General features: G+C 56.7%; 15 protein-coding genes. 10 read left to right on the top strand and 5 right to left on the bottom strand.

Annotated features, from left to right (window positions below; all coding sequences use genetic code 11):
* Positions 1–6 precede the first annotated feature (6 nt).
* The 9 genes from murC (at position 7) to mutT (ending at position 10,757) form a co-directional block, all read left to right on the top strand.
* A complete protein-coding gene (gene murC / locus A1WC_RS21565; RefSeq protein ID WP_008807431.1) occupies positions 7–1,482 on the top strand; it encodes a UDP-N-acetylmuramate--L-alanine ligase in 1,476 nt (491 codons plus the stop codon).
* On the top strand, positions 1,475–2,395 hold the full coding sequence (locus A1WC_RS21560) for a D-alanine--D-alanine ligase (RefSeq protein WP_008807430.1): 921 nt from the start codon (positions 1,475–1,477) through the stop codon (positions 2,393–2,395). The genes murC and A1WC_RS21560 overlap by 8 nt, the downstream gene beginning before the upstream one ends.
* A gap of 1 nt (position 2,396) precedes the next feature.
* Positions 2,397–3,227 (top strand): cell division protein FtsQ, encoded by an 831-nt coding sequence (gene ftsQ / locus A1WC_RS21555; protein WP_016160295.1) that lies wholly within the window; start codon positions 2,397–2,399, stop codon positions 3,225–3,227.
* Entirely contained in the window at positions 3,224–4,486 is a 1,263-nt protein-coding gene (gene ftsA, locus A1WC_RS21550) for a cell division protein FtsA (protein WP_004204343.1), read from the top strand. Before ftsQ ends, ftsA begins: the two co-directional genes overlap by 4 nt.
* A gap of 62 nt (positions 4,487–4,548) precedes the next feature.
* Entirely contained in the window at positions 4,549–5,700 is a 1,152-nt protein-coding gene (gene ftsZ / locus A1WC_RS21545) for a cell division protein FtsZ (protein ID WP_002888628.1), read from the top strand.
* A gap of 100 nt (positions 5,701–5,800) precedes the next feature.
* On the top strand, positions 5,801–6,718 hold the full coding sequence (lpxC, locus tag A1WC_RS21540; RefSeq protein WP_002888632.1) for a UDP-3-O-acyl-N-acetylglucosamine deacetylase: 918 nt from the start codon (positions 5,801–5,803) through the stop codon (positions 6,716–6,718).
* 323 nt (positions 6,719–7,041) lie between these two features.
* Entirely contained in the window at positions 7,042–7,539 is a 498-nt protein-coding gene (gene secM / locus A1WC_RS21535; protein ID WP_049245540.1) for a secA translation cis-regulator SecM, read from the top strand.
* Between the two features lie 62 nt (positions 7,540–7,601).
* Positions 7,602–10,307: a preprotein translocase subunit SecA gene (secA, locus tag A1WC_RS21530; protein WP_008807427.1), complete on the top strand. Its 2,706-nt coding sequence runs from the start codon at positions 7,602–7,604 to the stop codon at positions 10,305–10,307.
* A 57-nt stretch (positions 10,308–10,364) separates the two neighbouring features.
* Entirely contained in the window at positions 10,365–10,757 is a 393-nt protein-coding gene (gene mutT / locus A1WC_RS21525) for an 8-oxo-dGTP diphosphatase MutT (RefSeq protein WP_012968936.1), read from the top strand.
* A gap of 52 nt (positions 10,758–10,809) precedes the next feature.
* Here the strand turns inward: mutT and yacG are convergent, their stop codons facing one another.
* The 3 genes from yacG to coaE are packed head-to-tail and all read right to left on the bottom strand — an operon-like array spanning position 10,810 to position 12,377.
* A complete protein-coding gene (yacG, locus tag A1WC_RS21520) occupies positions 10,810–11,004 on the bottom strand; it encodes a DNA gyrase inhibitor YacG (protein WP_008807425.1) in 195 nt (64 codons plus the stop codon).
* A gap of 9 nt (positions 11,005–11,013) precedes the next feature.
* Complete coding sequence (zapD, locus tag A1WC_RS21515; RefSeq protein ID WP_008807424.1) at positions 11,014–11,757, bottom strand: cell division protein ZapD; 744 nt, start codon at positions 11,755–11,757, stop codon at positions 11,014–11,016.
* Positions 11,757–12,377, bottom strand: a complete 621-nt coding sequence (coaE, locus tag A1WC_RS21510) for a dephospho-CoA kinase (RefSeq protein WP_016160296.1) — start codon at positions 12,375–12,377, stop codon at positions 11,757–11,759. The genes zapD and coaE overlap by 1 nt, the downstream gene beginning before the upstream one ends.
* Before the next feature lie 343 nt (positions 12,378–12,720).
* On the opposite strand from coaE, the gene A1WC_RS21505 reads away from it, so the two are divergent.
* Positions 12,721–13,764: a GMP reductase gene (locus A1WC_RS21505; protein ID WP_012542849.1), complete on the top strand. Its 1,044-nt coding sequence runs from the start codon at positions 12,721–12,723 to the stop codon at positions 13,762–13,764.
* Positions 13,765–13,800: 36 nt separating this feature from the next.
* Here the strand turns inward: A1WC_RS21505 and hofC are convergent, their stop codons facing one another.
* The gene (hofC, locus tag A1WC_RS21500; RefSeq protein ID WP_016160297.1) at positions 13,801–15,006 is read right to left on the bottom strand and encodes a protein transport protein HofC; all 1,206 of its coding nucleotides are present in this window, start codon (positions 15,004–15,006) and stop codon (positions 13,801–13,803) included.
* A complete protein-coding gene (gene gspE, locus A1WC_RS21495) occupies positions 14,996–16,381 on the bottom strand; it encodes a type II secretion system protein GspE (RefSeq protein ID WP_016160298.1) in 1,386 nt (461 codons plus the stop codon). Before gspE ends, hofC begins: the two co-directional genes overlap by 11 nt.
* Positions 16,382–16,385: the final 4 nt, after the last annotated feature.

The following is a 16,385-nucleotide window of genomic DNA, read 5'->3' on the forward strand; positions in this document are numbered from 1 at the left end:
TAAAGAATGAATACACAAGATTTGGCAAAACTGCGTTCCATAGTGCCCGAGATGCGTCGCGTCCGGCACATTCACTTTGTCGGCATCGGCGGTGCCGGTATGGGCGGTATTGCCGAAGTGTTGGCTAATGAAGGTTACCAGATCAGCGGCTCCGACCTGGCGCCGAATCCGGTGACCCAGCAGCTGTCGCAGCTTGGCGCCACTATTTATTTCAACCATCGCCCGGAAAACGTGCGCGATGCCAGCGTTGTGGTCGTTTCCAGCGCGATTTCCGCAGATAACCCGGAAATCGTTGCCGCACACGAAGCGCGCATTCCGGTGATCCGCCGTGCGGAAATGCTGGCGGAGCTGATGCGCTTCCGCCACGGGATTGCGATTGCCGGAACTCACGGCAAAACCACTACCACCGCGATGGTGTCCAGTATTTACGCCGAAGCCGGGCTCGACCCGACCTTCGTCAACGGCGGGCTGGTGAAAGCGGCGGGCGTGCATGCCCGTCTCGGCCATAGCCGTTATCTGATTGCGGAAGCGGATGAGAGCGATGCGTCGTTCCTGCATCTGCAGCCGATGGTCGCGATTGTGACCAACATTGAAGCCGACCATATGGATACCTACCATGGCGACTTCGAAAATCTGAAGCAGACCTTTATTAACTTCCTGCACAACCTGCCGTTCTACGGACGTGCGGTGATGTGCGTGGACGATCCGGTTATTCGTGAACTGCTGCCGCGCGTCGGCCGGCAGATCACCACCTACGGTTTTAGCGACGACGCCGACGTTCGCGTCGAGGACTACCGTCAGCTTGGGGCTCAAGGCCATTTTCGCCTGGTGCGTCAGGATAAAGAGATCCTGCAGGTCACGCTCAATGCCCCGGGACGCCATAACGCATTGAACGCGGCGGCGGCGGTGGCCGTGGCGACGGAAGAGGGGATTGACGACCAGGCGATCCTGCGCGCGCTGGAAAGTTTCCAGGGAACCGGACGCCGCTTTGATTTTCTTGGCGAGTTTCCGCTGGCGGAAGTCAACGGCAAGCCGGGCAGCGCGATGCTGATCGATGACTACGGCCACCACCCGACGGAAGTGGACGCCACCATCAAAGCCGCGCGCGCTGGCTGGCCGGATAAAAATCTGGTGATGCTGTTCCAGCCGCACCGTTATACCCGTACCCGCGATCTGTATGACGATTTCGCCAACGTGCTGACCCAGGTCGATGCGCTGCTGATGCTGGATGTCTATCCGGCGGGCGAAGCGCCGATCCCGGGCGCTGATAGCCGCTCACTGTGCCGTACGATCCGCGGTCGCGGTAAAGTTGACCCAATCCTGGTCTCTGACCCGGCCCAGGCCGCGGAGATGCTGGCGTCGGTGCTGACCGGTAACGATTTAGTGCTGGTGCAGGGCGCGGGCAATATCGGAAAAATTGCCCGTCACCTGGCTGAAATCAAACTGGCTCCGCAAAAAACGGAGGAAGAGCGCCATGGCTGATAAAATCGCGGTGCTTTTCGGTGGAACCTCCGCTGAACGTGAAGTGTCGCTGAATTCAGGCGCCGCGGTGCTGGCCGGGCTGCGTGAAGGCGGGGTGGATGCCCATCCGGTCGACCCGCGCGACATCGATATTACCCAGTTAAAAAATCTGGGCTTTAAGAAAGCGTTTATTGCCCTCCATGGCCGCGGCGGGGAAGATGGCACATTGCAGGGGCTGCTGGATCTGATCCAGTTGCCTTATACCGGCAGCGGGGTGATGGCCTCTGCGCTGTCGATGGATAAACTGCGCAGCAAATGGCTGTGGCAGGGGGCGGGATTGCCAGTCGCGCCGTGGGTCGCGCTGACCCGCGCCCAGTTTACTGCAGGACTTTCTGCTGCCGTTGAACAACAGATTGCGGCGCTGGGCCTGCCGGTCATCATCAAGCCGAGCCGTGAAGGCTCCAGCGTCGGGATGTCGAAAGTCAGCGAAAGCTGTGATTTACCGAGTGCATTGGCGCTGGCTTTTCAGCATGATGATGAAGTTTTGGTCGAAAAATGGCTTAGTGGGCCGGAATTTACCGTCGCCATCGTCGGTGAAGAAATTTTACCGTCAATACGTATCCAGGCCGCGGGAACCTTCTATGATTATGAGGCGAAGTATCTGTCTGATGAGACGCAATATTTCTGCCCTGGATTTGAAGATCCCGCGCGTGAGTCAGACATCCAGAGCCTGGTGCTTAAAGCCTGGAATGTTCTGGGTTGTAAAGGCTGGGGCCGTATTGACGTGATGCTGGACAGCGATGGCCAGTTTTATCTGCTGGAAGCAAATACTTCCCCGGGCATGACCAGCCATAGCCTTGTACCGATGGCGGCGCGTCAGGCAGGAATGAGCTTCTCCCAGCTTGTTGTACGAATTCTGGACCTGGCGGGGTGATATGTCGCAGGCTGCGCTGAATACGCGGAACCATGAAGAGGACGTTTCTTCTTCGCGTCGGAGTAATGGAACGCGGCTGGCAGGGATCGTTTTCCTGCTGGCGGTGCTGTTTACCGTGCTGGTCAGCGGGTGGATGGTTCTTGGCTGGATGGAAGATGCGCAGCGCTTGCCGCTGTCGAAGATGGTGGTGACCGGCGAGCGTCACTATACGCGCAATGATGACATCCGCCAGGCGATTCTGGCGTTGGGTTCACCGGGTACTTTCATGACTCAGGATGTGAACATTATTCAGAGTCAAATTGAACGCTTGCCGTGGATTAAGCAGGCGAGCGTCCGTAAGCAGTGGCCCGATGAATTGAAGATTCATCTGGTTGAATATGTGCCGATTGCGCGCTGGAATGATCAACATATGGTGGATGCAGAAGGAAATGCCTTCAGCGTACCGGCGGATCGCACCAGCAAACAGAATTTACCGATGTTATACGGCCCGGAAGGCAGTGAGAACGAAGTGCTGCAAGGGTATCGTGACATGGGGCAGGTGCTGGCAAAGGATAAATTCACGTTGAAAGTGGCGGCGATGACCGCCCGTCGCTCCTGGCAGTTGACGCTTAATAATGACATTAAGCTCAACCTTGGCCGTGGCGATACCATGAAACGGCTTCAGCGCTTTATGGAACTCTACCCGGTTCTCCAGCAGCAGGCGCAGAGCGACGGCAAACGGATTAGCTACGTTGATTTGCGTTATGACTCGGGTGCGGCAGTGGGCTGGGTACCTGCTCCCGTAGAGGAAACTAATCAACAACAGAATCAGGCACAGGCAGAACAACAATGATCAAGGCGACGGACAGAAAACTGGTAGTTGGACTGGAGATTGGCACCGCTAAGGTGGCCGCTTTAGTAGGGGAAGTTCTGCCCGACGGCATGATTAATATCATCGGCGTGGGCAGTTGCCCATCACGTGGTATGGATAAAGGCGGTGTGAACGACCTCGAGTCGGTGGTGAAATGCGTACAGCGCGCCATCGACCAGGCCGAACTGATGGCGGATTGCCAGATTTCATCAGTTTATTTGGCACTTTCGGGTAAACATATAAGCTGTCAGAATGAAATCGGGATGGTACCGATTTCGGAAGAAGAAGTGACGCTGGATGACGTTGAGAACGTGGTCCACACCGCGAAGTCGGTTCGCGTCCGCGATGAACATCGCGTCCTGCACGTGATTCCGCAGGAATATGCCATCGACTACCAGGAAGGGATTAAAAACCCGGTAGGGCTGTCCGGCGTGCGTATGCAGGCGAAGGTGCATCTGATTACCTGCCATAACGATATGGCGAAAAACATTGTTAAAGCGGTGGAACGTTGCGGTCTGAAAGTTGACCAACTTATTTTCGCCGGGTTAGCGGCCAGTTATTCGGTATTAACAGAAGATGAACGTGAGCTGGGCGTCTGCGTCGTGGACATCGGCGGTGGTACAATGGATATCGCCGTCTACACCGGCGGCGCATTGCGTCACACCAAAGTGATCCCGTACGCCGGGAACGTGGTGACCAGCGATATCGCCTATGCCTTTGGTACGCCGCCGAGCGATGCCGAAGCGATTAAGGTTCGTCACGGTTGCGCATTAGGTTCCATCGTCGGTAAAGACGAAAACGTCGAAGTCCCGAGCGTAGGCGGACGTCCGCCGCGCAGCCTGCAGCGTCAGACGCTGGCAGAGGTGATTGAACCGCGTTATACCGAGCTGCTTAATCTGGTCAACGAAGAGATCCTGCAGCTGCAGGAACAGCTTCGCCAGCAGGGTGTCAAACATCATCTGGCGGCAGGGATTGTGTTAACCGGCGGCGCGGCGCAAATTGAAGGCCTGGCGGCCTGCGCGCAGCGGGTATTCCATACCCAGGTGCGTATTGGCGCGCCGCTGAACATTACTGGTTTAACGGATTACGCCCAGGAGCCGTATTATTCGACGGCGGTTGGGCTGCTGCACTACGGCAAAGAGTCACATTTGAGTGGTGAAGCGGAAGTCGAAAAACGCGTGACGGCGTCAGTGGGCTCGTGGATTAAACGACTCAACAGCTGGCTGCGAAAAGAGTTTTAATTTTTTAAGAGAACGCAGACAATTAGCGTTCTCAGGCGACAGGCACAAGACGGAGAGAAACTATGTTTGAACCTATGGAACTGACCAACGACGCGGTGATTAAAGTCATCGGCGTCGGTGGCGGCGGCGGTAACGCCGTTGAACACATGGTGCGCGAGCGCATTGAGGGTGTTGAATTCTTCGCGGTGAACACCGATGCGCAGGCGCTGCGTAAAACGGCTGTTGGCCAGACTATCCAGATCGGTAGCGGTATTACCAAAGGTCTGGGCGCTGGCGCGAACCCGGAAGTCGGCCGCAATGCGGCGGACGAAGACCGCGAAGCGCTGCGTGCGGCCCTTGATGGCGCAGACATGGTGTTCATCGCGGCAGGCATGGGCGGCGGTACCGGTACCGGTGCGGCGCCAGTGGTTGCGGAAGTGGCGAAGGATCTGGGTATCCTCACCGTTGCGGTGGTCACGAAGCCGTTTAATTTCGAAGGCAAGAAGCGCATGGCGTTTGCTGAGCAGGGGATCACCGAGCTGTCCAAGCACGTTGACTCACTGATCACCATCCCGAACGACAAGCTGCTGAAAGTACTCGGCCGTGGTATTTCTCTGCTCGACGCGTTCGGCGCGGCAAACGATGTACTGAAAGGCGCGGTGCAGGGTATCGCCGAACTGATTACGCGTCCGGGCCTGATGAACGTCGACTTCGCGGACGTCCGTACCGTGATGTCAGAAATGGGCTACGCGATGATGGGCTCCGGCGTGGCGAGTGGTGAAGACCGTGCGGAAGAAGCGGCTGAAATGGCTATCTCTTCTCCGCTGCTGGAAGATATCGACCTGTCCGGCGCGCGCGGCGTACTGGTTAACATTACTGCGGGCTTCGACCTGCGTCTGGATGAGTTCGAAACCGTGGGTAACACCATCCGTGCCTTTGCGTCGGATAACGCGACCGTGGTTATCGGGACCTCTCTGGACCCGGATATGAACGACGAGCTGCGCGTGACCGTGGTGGCGACTGGTATCGGCATGGACAAGCGTCCGGAAATTACCCTGGTGACCAACAAACAGGTTCAGCAGCCGGTGATGGATCGCTACCAGCAGCACGGTATGTCGCCGCTGACGCAAGAGCAGAAGCCGGCAGCAAAAGTGGTGAACGACAATACGCCGCAAACCGCGAAAGAGCCGGATTATCTGGATATCCCAGCCTTCCTGCGTAAGCAAGCCGATTAAGAATCGACTGGAAGTTGGGCATCTGCGCTCTTTGTGCTAAACTGGCCTCCCGATAGTGGTGTACACTTCGGTTGGATAGGTAAATTGGCGAGATTATACGATGATCAAACAAAGGACTCTTAAACGTATCGTTCAGGCGACTGGTGTCGGTTTGCATACCGGCAAGAAAGTCACACTGACGTTACGCCCTGCGCCGGCAAATACCGGGGTCATCTATCGTCGCACCGACTTGAATCCACCGGTAGATTTTCCGGCTGATGCCAAATCTGTGCGTGATACCATGCTCTGTACTTGCCTGGTTAATGAGCATGACGTGCGGATTTCTACGGTTGAACACCTGAACGCCGCATTGGCTGGCCTGGGTATCGACAACATTATTGTTGAAGTCGATGCGCCGGAAATCCCGATTATGGACGGCAGTGCGGCTCCGTTCGTTTATCTGTTGCTGGACGCCGGCATCGATGAACTGAACTGCGCCAAGAAATTTGTTCGTATCAAAGAGACGGTTCGCGTCGAAGATGGCGACAAATGGGCTGAATTCAAACCGTACAATGGTTTTTCGCTGGATTTCACCATCGATTTTAACCATCCGGCGATTGATGCCAGCACCCAGCGCTATACGCTGAACTTCTCGGCCGATGCGTTCATGCGTCAGATTAGCCGTGCGCGTACCTTCGGTTTTATGCGCGATATCGAATATCTGCAGTCCCGCGGCCTGTGCCTGGGCGGCAGCTTCGATTGTGCCATCGTTGTTGACGATTATCGCGTACTGAACGAAGACGGTCTGCGCTTTGAAGACGAATTTGTTCGCCACAAAATGCTGGATGCGATCGGTGACCTGTTTATGTGTGGTCACAACATTATCGGCGCATTCACGGCGTACAAATCGGGTCACGCGTTGAATAACAAACTGCTGCAGGCGGTCCTGGCAAAACAGGAAGCCTGGGAGTATGTGACCTTCGAAGACGACGCAAAACTGCCTATGGCGTTCCGCGCACCGTCGATGGTTCTGGCGTAAGCCTGACCATTCAGTAAATTCGACTGGTAACCTGGTACTCTCTCCGACCAGGGAACCAGTCGTTTTTCTTTTATAACCCCTTCCAGTTATTTTTCGCAGTGATTGTCGGGCAATAATTAGCGCGCGTTCGCTGTTTTATTAAGCGTTTTCCCCGGGCAATCGCCTTCATTCATGCTGCCTCAGCGCGGTAATAATGTTAGTATTTGAGCGCAAAATTATTTCTCCGGGTTGCTTTACCCCGTGGATGTCAGGGTGTCCTGCAAAAAACGCTAATTAAGAGGCAGCCTGAACGACGACGGGTATACCAACGAAAGGTAATGAAAGTGAGTGGATTGCTGACGCGCTGGCGACAGTTTGGCAGACGGTATTTTTGGCCGCATCTCCTGTTGGGGATGGTCGCGGCCAGCTTCGGCCTGCCCGCGCTTAGCAACAGCCACGAAACCGCGACGCCGGCGAAGGCAACGTCCAGCAACCATAATCCGAGCAAAGTTAACTTCTCTCAGCTGGCGCTGCTGGAGAGTAATCGTCGGCCGAACTTTACCGTCGACTACTGGCATCAGCACGCCATTCGCACCGTTATTCGTCATCTCTCCTTCGCGATGGCGCCACAGGCATTGCCAGTGGCGGAAGAAACTTCTCCGCTGCAGGCCCAACATCTGGCGCTGCTTGATACGCTCAGCGCGCTGCTGACCCAGGACAGCACGCCGCCGGTGGTGATCCGCCAGGTGGCTTACATCTCTTCCTCATATTCTGCCTTCCGCGTGAGCGCCTGGATTAGCCAGGTGGCGGGGATCCGCGCAGGACCTCAACGTCTCAGCTGAAAATAACCACGGACCATCCTATTTTTTGTGACTCCGCACCGCGGGGCGTTTGAGATTTTATTATGCTTATTAAAATGTTAACTAAGGTTTTCGGCAGCCGTAATGACCGTACGCTGCGTCGTATGCGCAAAGTTGTCAATATCATCAACGGTATGGAACCGGCGATGGAAAAACTCTCTGATGACGAGCTGAAAGCGAAAACTGCTGAATTCCGCGCGCGCCTGGAAAAAGGCGAAGTGCTGGAAAACCTGATCCCGGAAGCCTTTGCCGTCGTTCGCGAAGCCAGTAAGCGTGTGTTTGGCATGCGCCACTTCGACGTCCAACTGCTGGGCGGTATGGTGCTTAACGATCGCTGCATCGCCGAGATGCGTACTGGTGAAGGTAAAACGCTGACCGCGACCCTGCCGGCGTACCTCAACGCGCTGACCGGTAAAGGCGTCCACGTGGTGACCGTCAACGACTATCTGGCGCAGCGTGACGCCGAAAACAACCGTCCGCTGTTCGAATTCCTTGGTATGAGCGTGGGCATCAATATGTCCGGTCTGCCGGCGCCGGCGAAGCGTGAAGCCTACGCGGCCGACATCACTTACGGTACCAACAACGAATACGGCTTCGACTATCTGCGCGACAACATGGCCTTCAGCCCGGAAGAGCGCGTTCAACGTAAACTGCACTATGCGCTGGTGGATGAGGTGGACTCCATCCTGATCGACGAAGCGCGTACCCCGCTGATCATTTCCGGTCCGGCGGAAGACAGCTCTGAAATGTACCGTAAGGTAAACAAAATCATCCCGCATCTGATCCGTCAGGAAAAAGAGGATTCGGATACCTTTACCGGTGAAGGCCACTTCTCTGTTGATGAGAAAGCCCGCCAGGTTAACCTGACCGAACGCGGTCTGGTGCTCATCGAAGAGCTGCTGGTGCAGGAAGGCATTATGGAAGAAGGTGAGTCGCTGTACTCCCCGACCAACATCATGCTGATGCACCACGTGACCGCCGCGCTGCGCGCCCATGCGTTGTTCACCCGCGACGTTGACTACATCGTTAAAGATGGCGAAGTTATCATCGTCGATGAGCACACTGGCCGTACGATGCAAGGCCGCCGTTGGTCCGATGGTCTGCACCAGGCGGTAGAAGCCAAAGAAGGCGTGGAGATCCAGAACGAGAACCAGACTCTGGCCTCTATCACCTTCCAGAACTACTTCCGCCTGTACGAGAAACTGGCGGGGATGACCGGTACAGCGGATACCGAAGCCTTCGAATTCAGCTCTATCTATAAGCTGGATACCGTTGTCGTGCCGACCAACCGTCCGATGATCCGTAAGGACATGGCGGATCTGGTCTATATGACCGAAGCGGAAAAAATTCAGGCGATTATCGAAGATATTAAAACCCGCACCGCTGCCGGCCAGCCGGTGCTGGTGGGGACTATCTCGATCGAAAAATCCGAAGTAGTTTCGCGCGAGCTGACCAAAGCCGGCATCAAGCACAACGTACTGAACGCCAAGTTCCACGCCAGCGAAGCGGATATCGTCGCCCAGGCGGGTTATCCGGCAGCGGTGACCATTGCCACCAACATGGCGGGTCGTGGTACCGATATTATGCTCGGCGGTAGCTGGCAGGCGGAAGTCGCCGCGCTGGAAAATCCGACGCCGGAACAGATTGAAAAAATCAAAGCGGACTGGCAGGTGCGCCATGATGCGGTTCTGGCCGCAGGCGGTCTACACATTATCGGTACTGAGCGTCATGAATCACGCCGTATCGATAACCAGCTGCGTGGCCGTGCGGGTCGTCAGGGTGATGCCGGTTCGTCTCGCTTCTACCTGTCGATGGAAGATGCTCTGATGCGTATCTTCGCCTCCGATCGTGTGTCCGGCATGATGCGCAAACTGGGGATGAAGCCGGGTGAAGCCATCGAGCACCCGTGGGTAACTAAGGCTATCGCCAACGCTCAGCGTAAAGTGGAAAGCCGTAACTTCGATATTCGTAAGCAGCTGCTGGAATATGATGATGTGGCCAACGACCAGCGCCGCGCGATCTACACTCAGCGTAACGAACTGCTGGACGTGTCTGATGTCAGCGAAACCATCAACAGCATCCGCGAAGACGTCTTTAAAGCGACTATCGATGCGCATATTCCGCCGCAGTCGCTGGAAGAGATGTGGGATATTGAAGGCCTGCAGGAGCGTCTGAAAAACGACTTCGACCTCGAGCTGCCGATCAAAGAGTGGCTGGATAAAGAGCCGGAGCTGCATGAAGAGACCCTGCGTGAACGTATTCTGCAGAGCGCGGTAGAAACTTACCAGCGTAAAGAAGAAGTGGTCGGTGCCGAGATGATGCGTCACTTTGAGAAAGGCGTGATGCTGCAGACCCTGGACTCCCTGTGGAAAGAGCACCTGGCAGCGATGGACTATCTGCGTCAGGGTATCCATCTGCGTGGCTATGCGCAGAAAGATCCGAAGCAGGAGTACAAGCGCGAATCGTTCTCTATGTTTGCTGCGATGCTGGAGTCACTGAAGTATGAAGTGATTAGCACCCTGAGCAAAGTCCAGGTGCGTATGCCGGAAGAAGTCGAAGCGATGGAGCAACAGCGTCGTGAAGAAGCCGAGCGCCTGGCGCAGATGCAGCAGCTCAGCCATCAGAGCGATGATGAGGCCGCTGCCGAGGATCTGGCGGCACAAACCGGCGAGCGTAAAGTGGGGCGTAACGATCCCTGTCCGTGCGGTTCCGGTAAAAAATATAAACAGTGCCACGGCCGTCTGAGCTAAGGCCTGATAAAAAAACAAAGGCGCAGAGTTCTGCGCCTTTTTTATGGAGCTGATCCAATGAAAAAACTGCAAATCGCCGTCGGGATAATTCGCAATCCACAAGGCGAAATCTTTATTACCCAGCGCGCCGCTGATGCCCATATGGCGAATAAGCTGGAGTTCCCGGGCGGGAAGATTGAATCTGATGAGACGCCGGAGCAGGCGCTAATTCGCGAGCTGCAGGAAGAGGTTGGAATTACGGTAAGGTCTGCAACGCTATTCGATAAGCTGGAGTATCAGTTCCCTGACCGCCATATAACGCTGTGGTTTTTCCTTGTGGAAAGTTGGCAAGGCGAGCCATGGGGTAAAGAAGGGCAACCGGGACGGTGGATGGCGGGTCAGACACTGGATCCAGAGGCGTTCCCCCCGGCGAATGAACCGGTTATCAACAAACTTATCGGCCTGGGCTGAGCGTCAAGCTACAACGCTAACCCGATAATTATCGGGTTAGCGTGCCGGTAAATCAGGGCTGCTGCTCGCTCCAGTCATCGCTGTCGGAGAGATCGCCCGCACTGGGGATGCGTTTCTCTTCTGCGGCCCATTCTCCCAGATCGATCAGCTGACAGCGCTTGCTGCAGAATGGACGAAAGGGACTCTGCTCGCCCCACACCACGTTTTTGCCGCAGGTCGGGCAGTTGACGATGGTCTCTTCAGACATGTTATCTCCTTAGCAGCAGGCCAGTTCAAAATCAAAGCGCTCCGGCACGATCCCATACTCACTGTCCAGCGGCAGGAAACGAATAGCGAAACGGCTCTTATGGCCGGAGATCTGCGGATACAGCTGGTGAGCCAGATCGAGACGCAGACGTAGCAGATCGGCATCTTCGCCATTATCCTGGTAAAAGCCGTTGAGGCTAGTCTGTTTGCGAAACAGCGCAGAGTTACGGATCAGGTCGAGGATCAGGTTCAGGGACTGGATCAGCGGATCGAGGCTGGCGAGCCAGCTGGCCACCTGCTCATCCCGATGCGCCTGTGGCATATGGAGCCAGATATGCAGGGTCGGTAAATCGAAGCTGCAGCAGCCGCCTGGAATACTCAGGCGCTGACGCACCAGCGCAATCAGGCGATCTTCACGCAGAAACTGGCCAATACGCGGCGCGGCCATCAGGGTGCTGGAGGATTGCTTCAGCTGCTGGCGTAGTTCGTTAATGCGCTCCTGATCGACGCCCGGTACTTCAGCCCAGGACTGGAGCTTGCGCTGCTGGCGCTCCAGTTCTTTAACCAGGTCGGTACGCACCTCGCCACGCTCCAGCACATCCAACAGATCGCCGGCGTTACGGAAAAAATGGAGCGCATCGGCATGAGTGGCAATCATCGGATGGAAAGCCATTTGCTGGATCAGAAATTCGATGCGCAGCCAGGTACGCATTTTCTCATTAAGAGGATGTTCAAACAGAACGGGGGTATGCATTACGAGTTTTCCTGTGAGGCGGCCTGCGATGCCAGCATTAAATACTTTTCGTGCAGGCGGGCAACATCGGATGCCACTGCATCCGGCGTGCCAGTGTTTTCAATAACATCGTCCGCGGCGGCCAGGCGCTGCTCGCGCGTGGCCTGAGCGGCAAGAATATGTTCAGCATGTTCGCGGCTGACCTTGTCACGCAGCATGGTGCGTTCGATCTGCGTTTCTTTTGGCACATCGACGACCAGTACGCGATCGGCCTGACCGGACAGGCGGTTTTCGACCAGCAAAGGTACGACCCAGAGGAGATAAGGGGAGGTAGCAGCCTGCATCTGGCGGCGCGTTTCCTGCTGGATCAGCGGATGCAACAGCGCGTTAAGCCAGGCTTTATCCTCCACGTGAGCAAAAATTTTTTCCCGCAGCAGGCGGCGGTTCAGCGTGCCGTCGGGGGCAATCATCTGCGACCCAAAGTGGCCGGCGATGGCCTGGAGCGCTGGGGTGCCAGGTTCGACCACCTGGCGGGCGATAACATCGGCATCAACAACGTTAACCCCGAGCTGCGCGAAGGCGTCGGCGACCGTGCTTTTACCGCTGCCGATCCCACCTGTTAACGCGACTGTGTACCCCATATCTTCTGACCCTGAAACGGATTGCTCGTATTTTTTGCATTCAGACAGCGATGACTGGCCGCACGTCGGAGAGGTGATAGTGATCATGTCGTGATAGTCACGTGCCAACCGGGATCGCCGCCCGCTATTCTGTTTCTTTTAATCAAGCAAATCAAATGGTTAAAAATAATACGCTGGCGAGGAAAGGCATAAGCGCTTTTTTCTCCATTCACCAGGTAAATTTATACGATTGTAGCGTAAAAAAAGTGAAAATCGCAGTCTTGCGCAGGCCTGATTCGTGCGTATGATAACGTCACTGGAGTTGTGCTCTCACAATAATGCAATTAACCCCAGGAATTCGCACATGCGTATTGAAGAAGATCTGAAGCTTGGTTTCAAAGACGTTCTTATCCGCCCGAAACGCTCTACTCTCAAAAGCCGTTCTGATGTTGAGCTGGAACGTGAATTCACTTTCAAACATTCAGGCCAGACCTGGTCCGGTGTGCCAATTATTGCGGCCAACATGGATACCGTCGGCACCTTCAGTATGGCGAAAGCGCTGGCCACTTTTGGTATTCTGACCGCGGTACACAAGCACTACACCGTTGAGGAATGGCAGGCGTTTGTACAGGGCGCATCCGCAGATGTCCTCAAGCATGTGATGGTTTCCACCGGCACTTCCGATGCGGATTTCGAAAAGACGCAACAGATCCTCTCTCAGAATCCGCAACTGAAATTTGTGTGCATCGACGTGGCTAACGGCTACTCTGAGCACTTCGTGCAGTTTGTGGCGAAAGCCCGTGAAGCCTGGCCGCAGAAAACCATTATCGCCGGAAACGTGGTCACTGGTGAAATGTGCGAAGAGCTGATCCTCTCCGGCGCCGATATTGTGAAAGTCGGGATTGGCCCGGGTTCCGTCTGCACTACCCGCGTCAAAACTGGCGTCGGCTATCCGCAGCTCTCCGCCGTGATCGAGTGCGCTGATGCGGCGCACGGCCTGGGCGGCCAGATCATCAGCGACGGCGGATGCACCATGCCGGGTGATGTGGCGAAAGCTTTCGGCGGCGGCGCCGATTTCGTGATGCTCGGCGGCATGCTGGCGGGCCATGAAGAGAGCGGCGGAACCATCGTTGAAGAGAACGGGGAAAAATTCATGCTGTTCTATGGCATGAGCTCCGAGTCGGCGATGACGCGCCATGTTGGCGGTGTCGCGAAATACCGCGCGGCGGAAGGTAAAACCGTTAAGCTACCGCTGCGTGGCCCGGTGGATAATACTGCTCGCGATATCCTTGGCGGCCTGCGTTCAGCCTGCACCTATGTTGGCGCGTCGCGTCTGAAAGAGCTGACCAAACGGACGACCTTTATCCGCGTTCAGGAACAAGAGAACCGGATATTCAATAGCCTGTAAGTGGCTTCGCTGGCGCCTGTGCTGCGCCAGCGTTTCTCACCCTCCCGCCCCGCCAATGGCATCGCCCAGATGAAAAACGGGCAAATACATCGCCACCACCAGAATGCCGACCAGTGAACCGGTTATCACCAGCATGATGGGTTCGAGATGCGCAGCCAGACTGTCGGCTCGCTGATGCGTTTGCTCTCGATGATGGTGCGCCAGATTTTCCAGCATTTGATCCAGCGCCCCCGCGCTTTCACCCGTACGGATGAGCTGCAGGCACAGCGGAGTAAAACCGCCGCACCGGCTTAACGCCTGCCAAATCGGTTCCCCCTGGGCTATCAGCGTACGGGCTTGCGCCAGGCGCTGGCGCCAGAGTGGGCACGACAGAGTTGCTTCAACACTTTGCAAACCCTGCAGAAAGCTAATACCGGCGCTTTGGGTTAACGCCAGGATGGTAAAGATCAGACTCAGCTGTTGGCCGCCGATCAGGGGGCCGATGAGAGGGAGCGCGTTCAGCAATCGCTGGCGACGCAGCAACCAGTCGCTACGCCGCCGGACCAGCTGGTTGAGCAGCAGCGGGCTCAGGAAAAGGGCCAGCAGTAGAGGCCAGCCGCGACTTAGCATGTCGCCTGCCGCAACGACCATCCGCGTCAACAGCGGCAGCGGCGTACTGAACGTCTGGTAGATGGCGGTGAACTCGGGCAGGACAAAATAGAGCATCCCCAGCACCACCAGCAGCGCCAGGGCGAGTACGATCAGCGGGTAACGCAGCGCTTTTTTGACCTTGCCGGCGAGCCGCTGCTGCTCCTGCTGTTGGTTGGCCAGCTGCAGGCAGCAGATATCAAGCTTGCCTGTCAGTTCGCCGGTGCTAATCATCGCCAGATAAAGTGGCGGAAAGGCTTGCGGCCACTGCGCCAGCGCGGTAGAGAAAGCTACGCCCTGAGCCAGCTCGCGGCCCAGGGACTCAAGCAGCGCTTGCCATTGCGGGTGTGGTTGCTGCTGCGCCAGTAGAGATAAACCGTCCGCCAGCGGCAGGCCGGCCTGCAGCAGGGTGGCGAGCTGACGGATCGTTTCGCTACTGTAGCGTGGGTGCCAGAGATTCAGCTTCACTGCACAGCGGCGCACGGCCAGCGGCATGACGCGCTGCTGCTGAAGGTCGTGCAGCACCTCCAGACGACTGGCTTGCCATAGCATCCCCTGGCAAGGGGCGCCGTGCGCATCGATACCGCGCCAGCGCCAGAGACGCTTAGTCGCCATGGGGGATCCCCAGCACCCGCACCACCTCTTCAAGGCTGGTCAGCCCCTGTTCGATAGCCTGACAACCGCTTTCAAAAAGCGTCATCATCCCCGCGGCTCGCGCCAGAGATTCAATCTCAATGGCATTCAGCCCCTGGACTATTCCCTGGCGTAACCCGGGGGTGACAGGCATGACCTCAAACAGCGCCAGCCTGCCGTGATAACCGTGATAACAGTGTTCGCAGCCAGCCGCCTGCCAGCGCGGCAGCGGGCGTGGCCACAGGCTGTGCGGCAGGTCGGCGGCGCTACCGACATTGCGCCGACAGTGGGGGCACAGCTTGCGGACCAGGCGCTGGGCGATAACCAGCGAGAGCGCTGAAGATATCATCCAGCGGGCGATGCCCATCTGCTGCAGACGGGTGAGGGTTTCGCTGGTGGAGTTGGTGTGCAGGGTGGAAAGCACCAGATGGCCGGTTTGGGCGGCTTTCAGGGCTATTTCAGCGGTCTCGGCGTCACGAATCTCGCCTACCATGACAATATCCGGATCCTGGCGTAACAGGGCGCGGAGTACGCTGTGAAAGGTGAGCCCGGAACGCGGATTAATTTGCGTCTGATTCATCCCGGCGATGGGGATCTCCAGCGGATCCTCGACGCTACAGATGTTCACTTGCTCCCGGTTTCTGGCCTGCAGGGCGCTGTAGAGGGTCACCGTTTTACCGCTTCCGGTCGGGCCGGTGACCAGCAGTAGACCCTGCGGCTGATTAAGCGCCTGGCGAAAAGCCGCCAGCTGGGAAGAGGAGAGTCCGAGGGCCTCCAGATCCAGGGCCTGGTCAACCTGATGCAGAAGACGCAGGACAATTTTTTCGCCATAGCGGCAGGGTAGAGTGGCGATGCGAAAGGAGAGCGGTCGTCCGCCGAGGTTCAGCGCGAACTGACCATCCTGTGGTAAACGATGCTCGGCGATATCGAGACTGGCCATGACCTTGAGTCGCGCAATAATCGGTGCCGCCAGCTCGGGGGCCAGCAACGGCAGGGCATGGAGGACGCCATCGACCCGCAGGCGGATGCGTAAATGCGTTTCCGTGGGTTCGATATGAATATCGGACGCCCGCTGACGCAGAGCCTGTTCGAGGATCTGGTTGACCCGTTCGGCGATATTTTCCGGCCCCGCGTTTTGCGCCAGTTGCGCCTGCTTTTCCTGGGCCTGCAGACGCTTGTCCATCTGTTCCTGGCTCCAGCATTCAATATCGATTCGCTTTTGTGTCGCGAAGCGCAGCGCCTCCATCAGCTCCGCCGGTGGGGTATCGACCACCGCAATGGATATCGTCTGCTCGTCGCTATGCAGCAACATGGCGTGATAGCGGCGACAGAGAGGGATCAGCTGTTCTGTTTTCATGTGT

Origin of the sequence: Klebsiella sp. KTE92 (assembly GCF_000398905.1) — a bacterium.
GTDB lineage: Bacteria > Pseudomonadota > Gammaproteobacteria > Enterobacterales > Enterobacteriaceae > Klebsiella > Klebsiella variicola.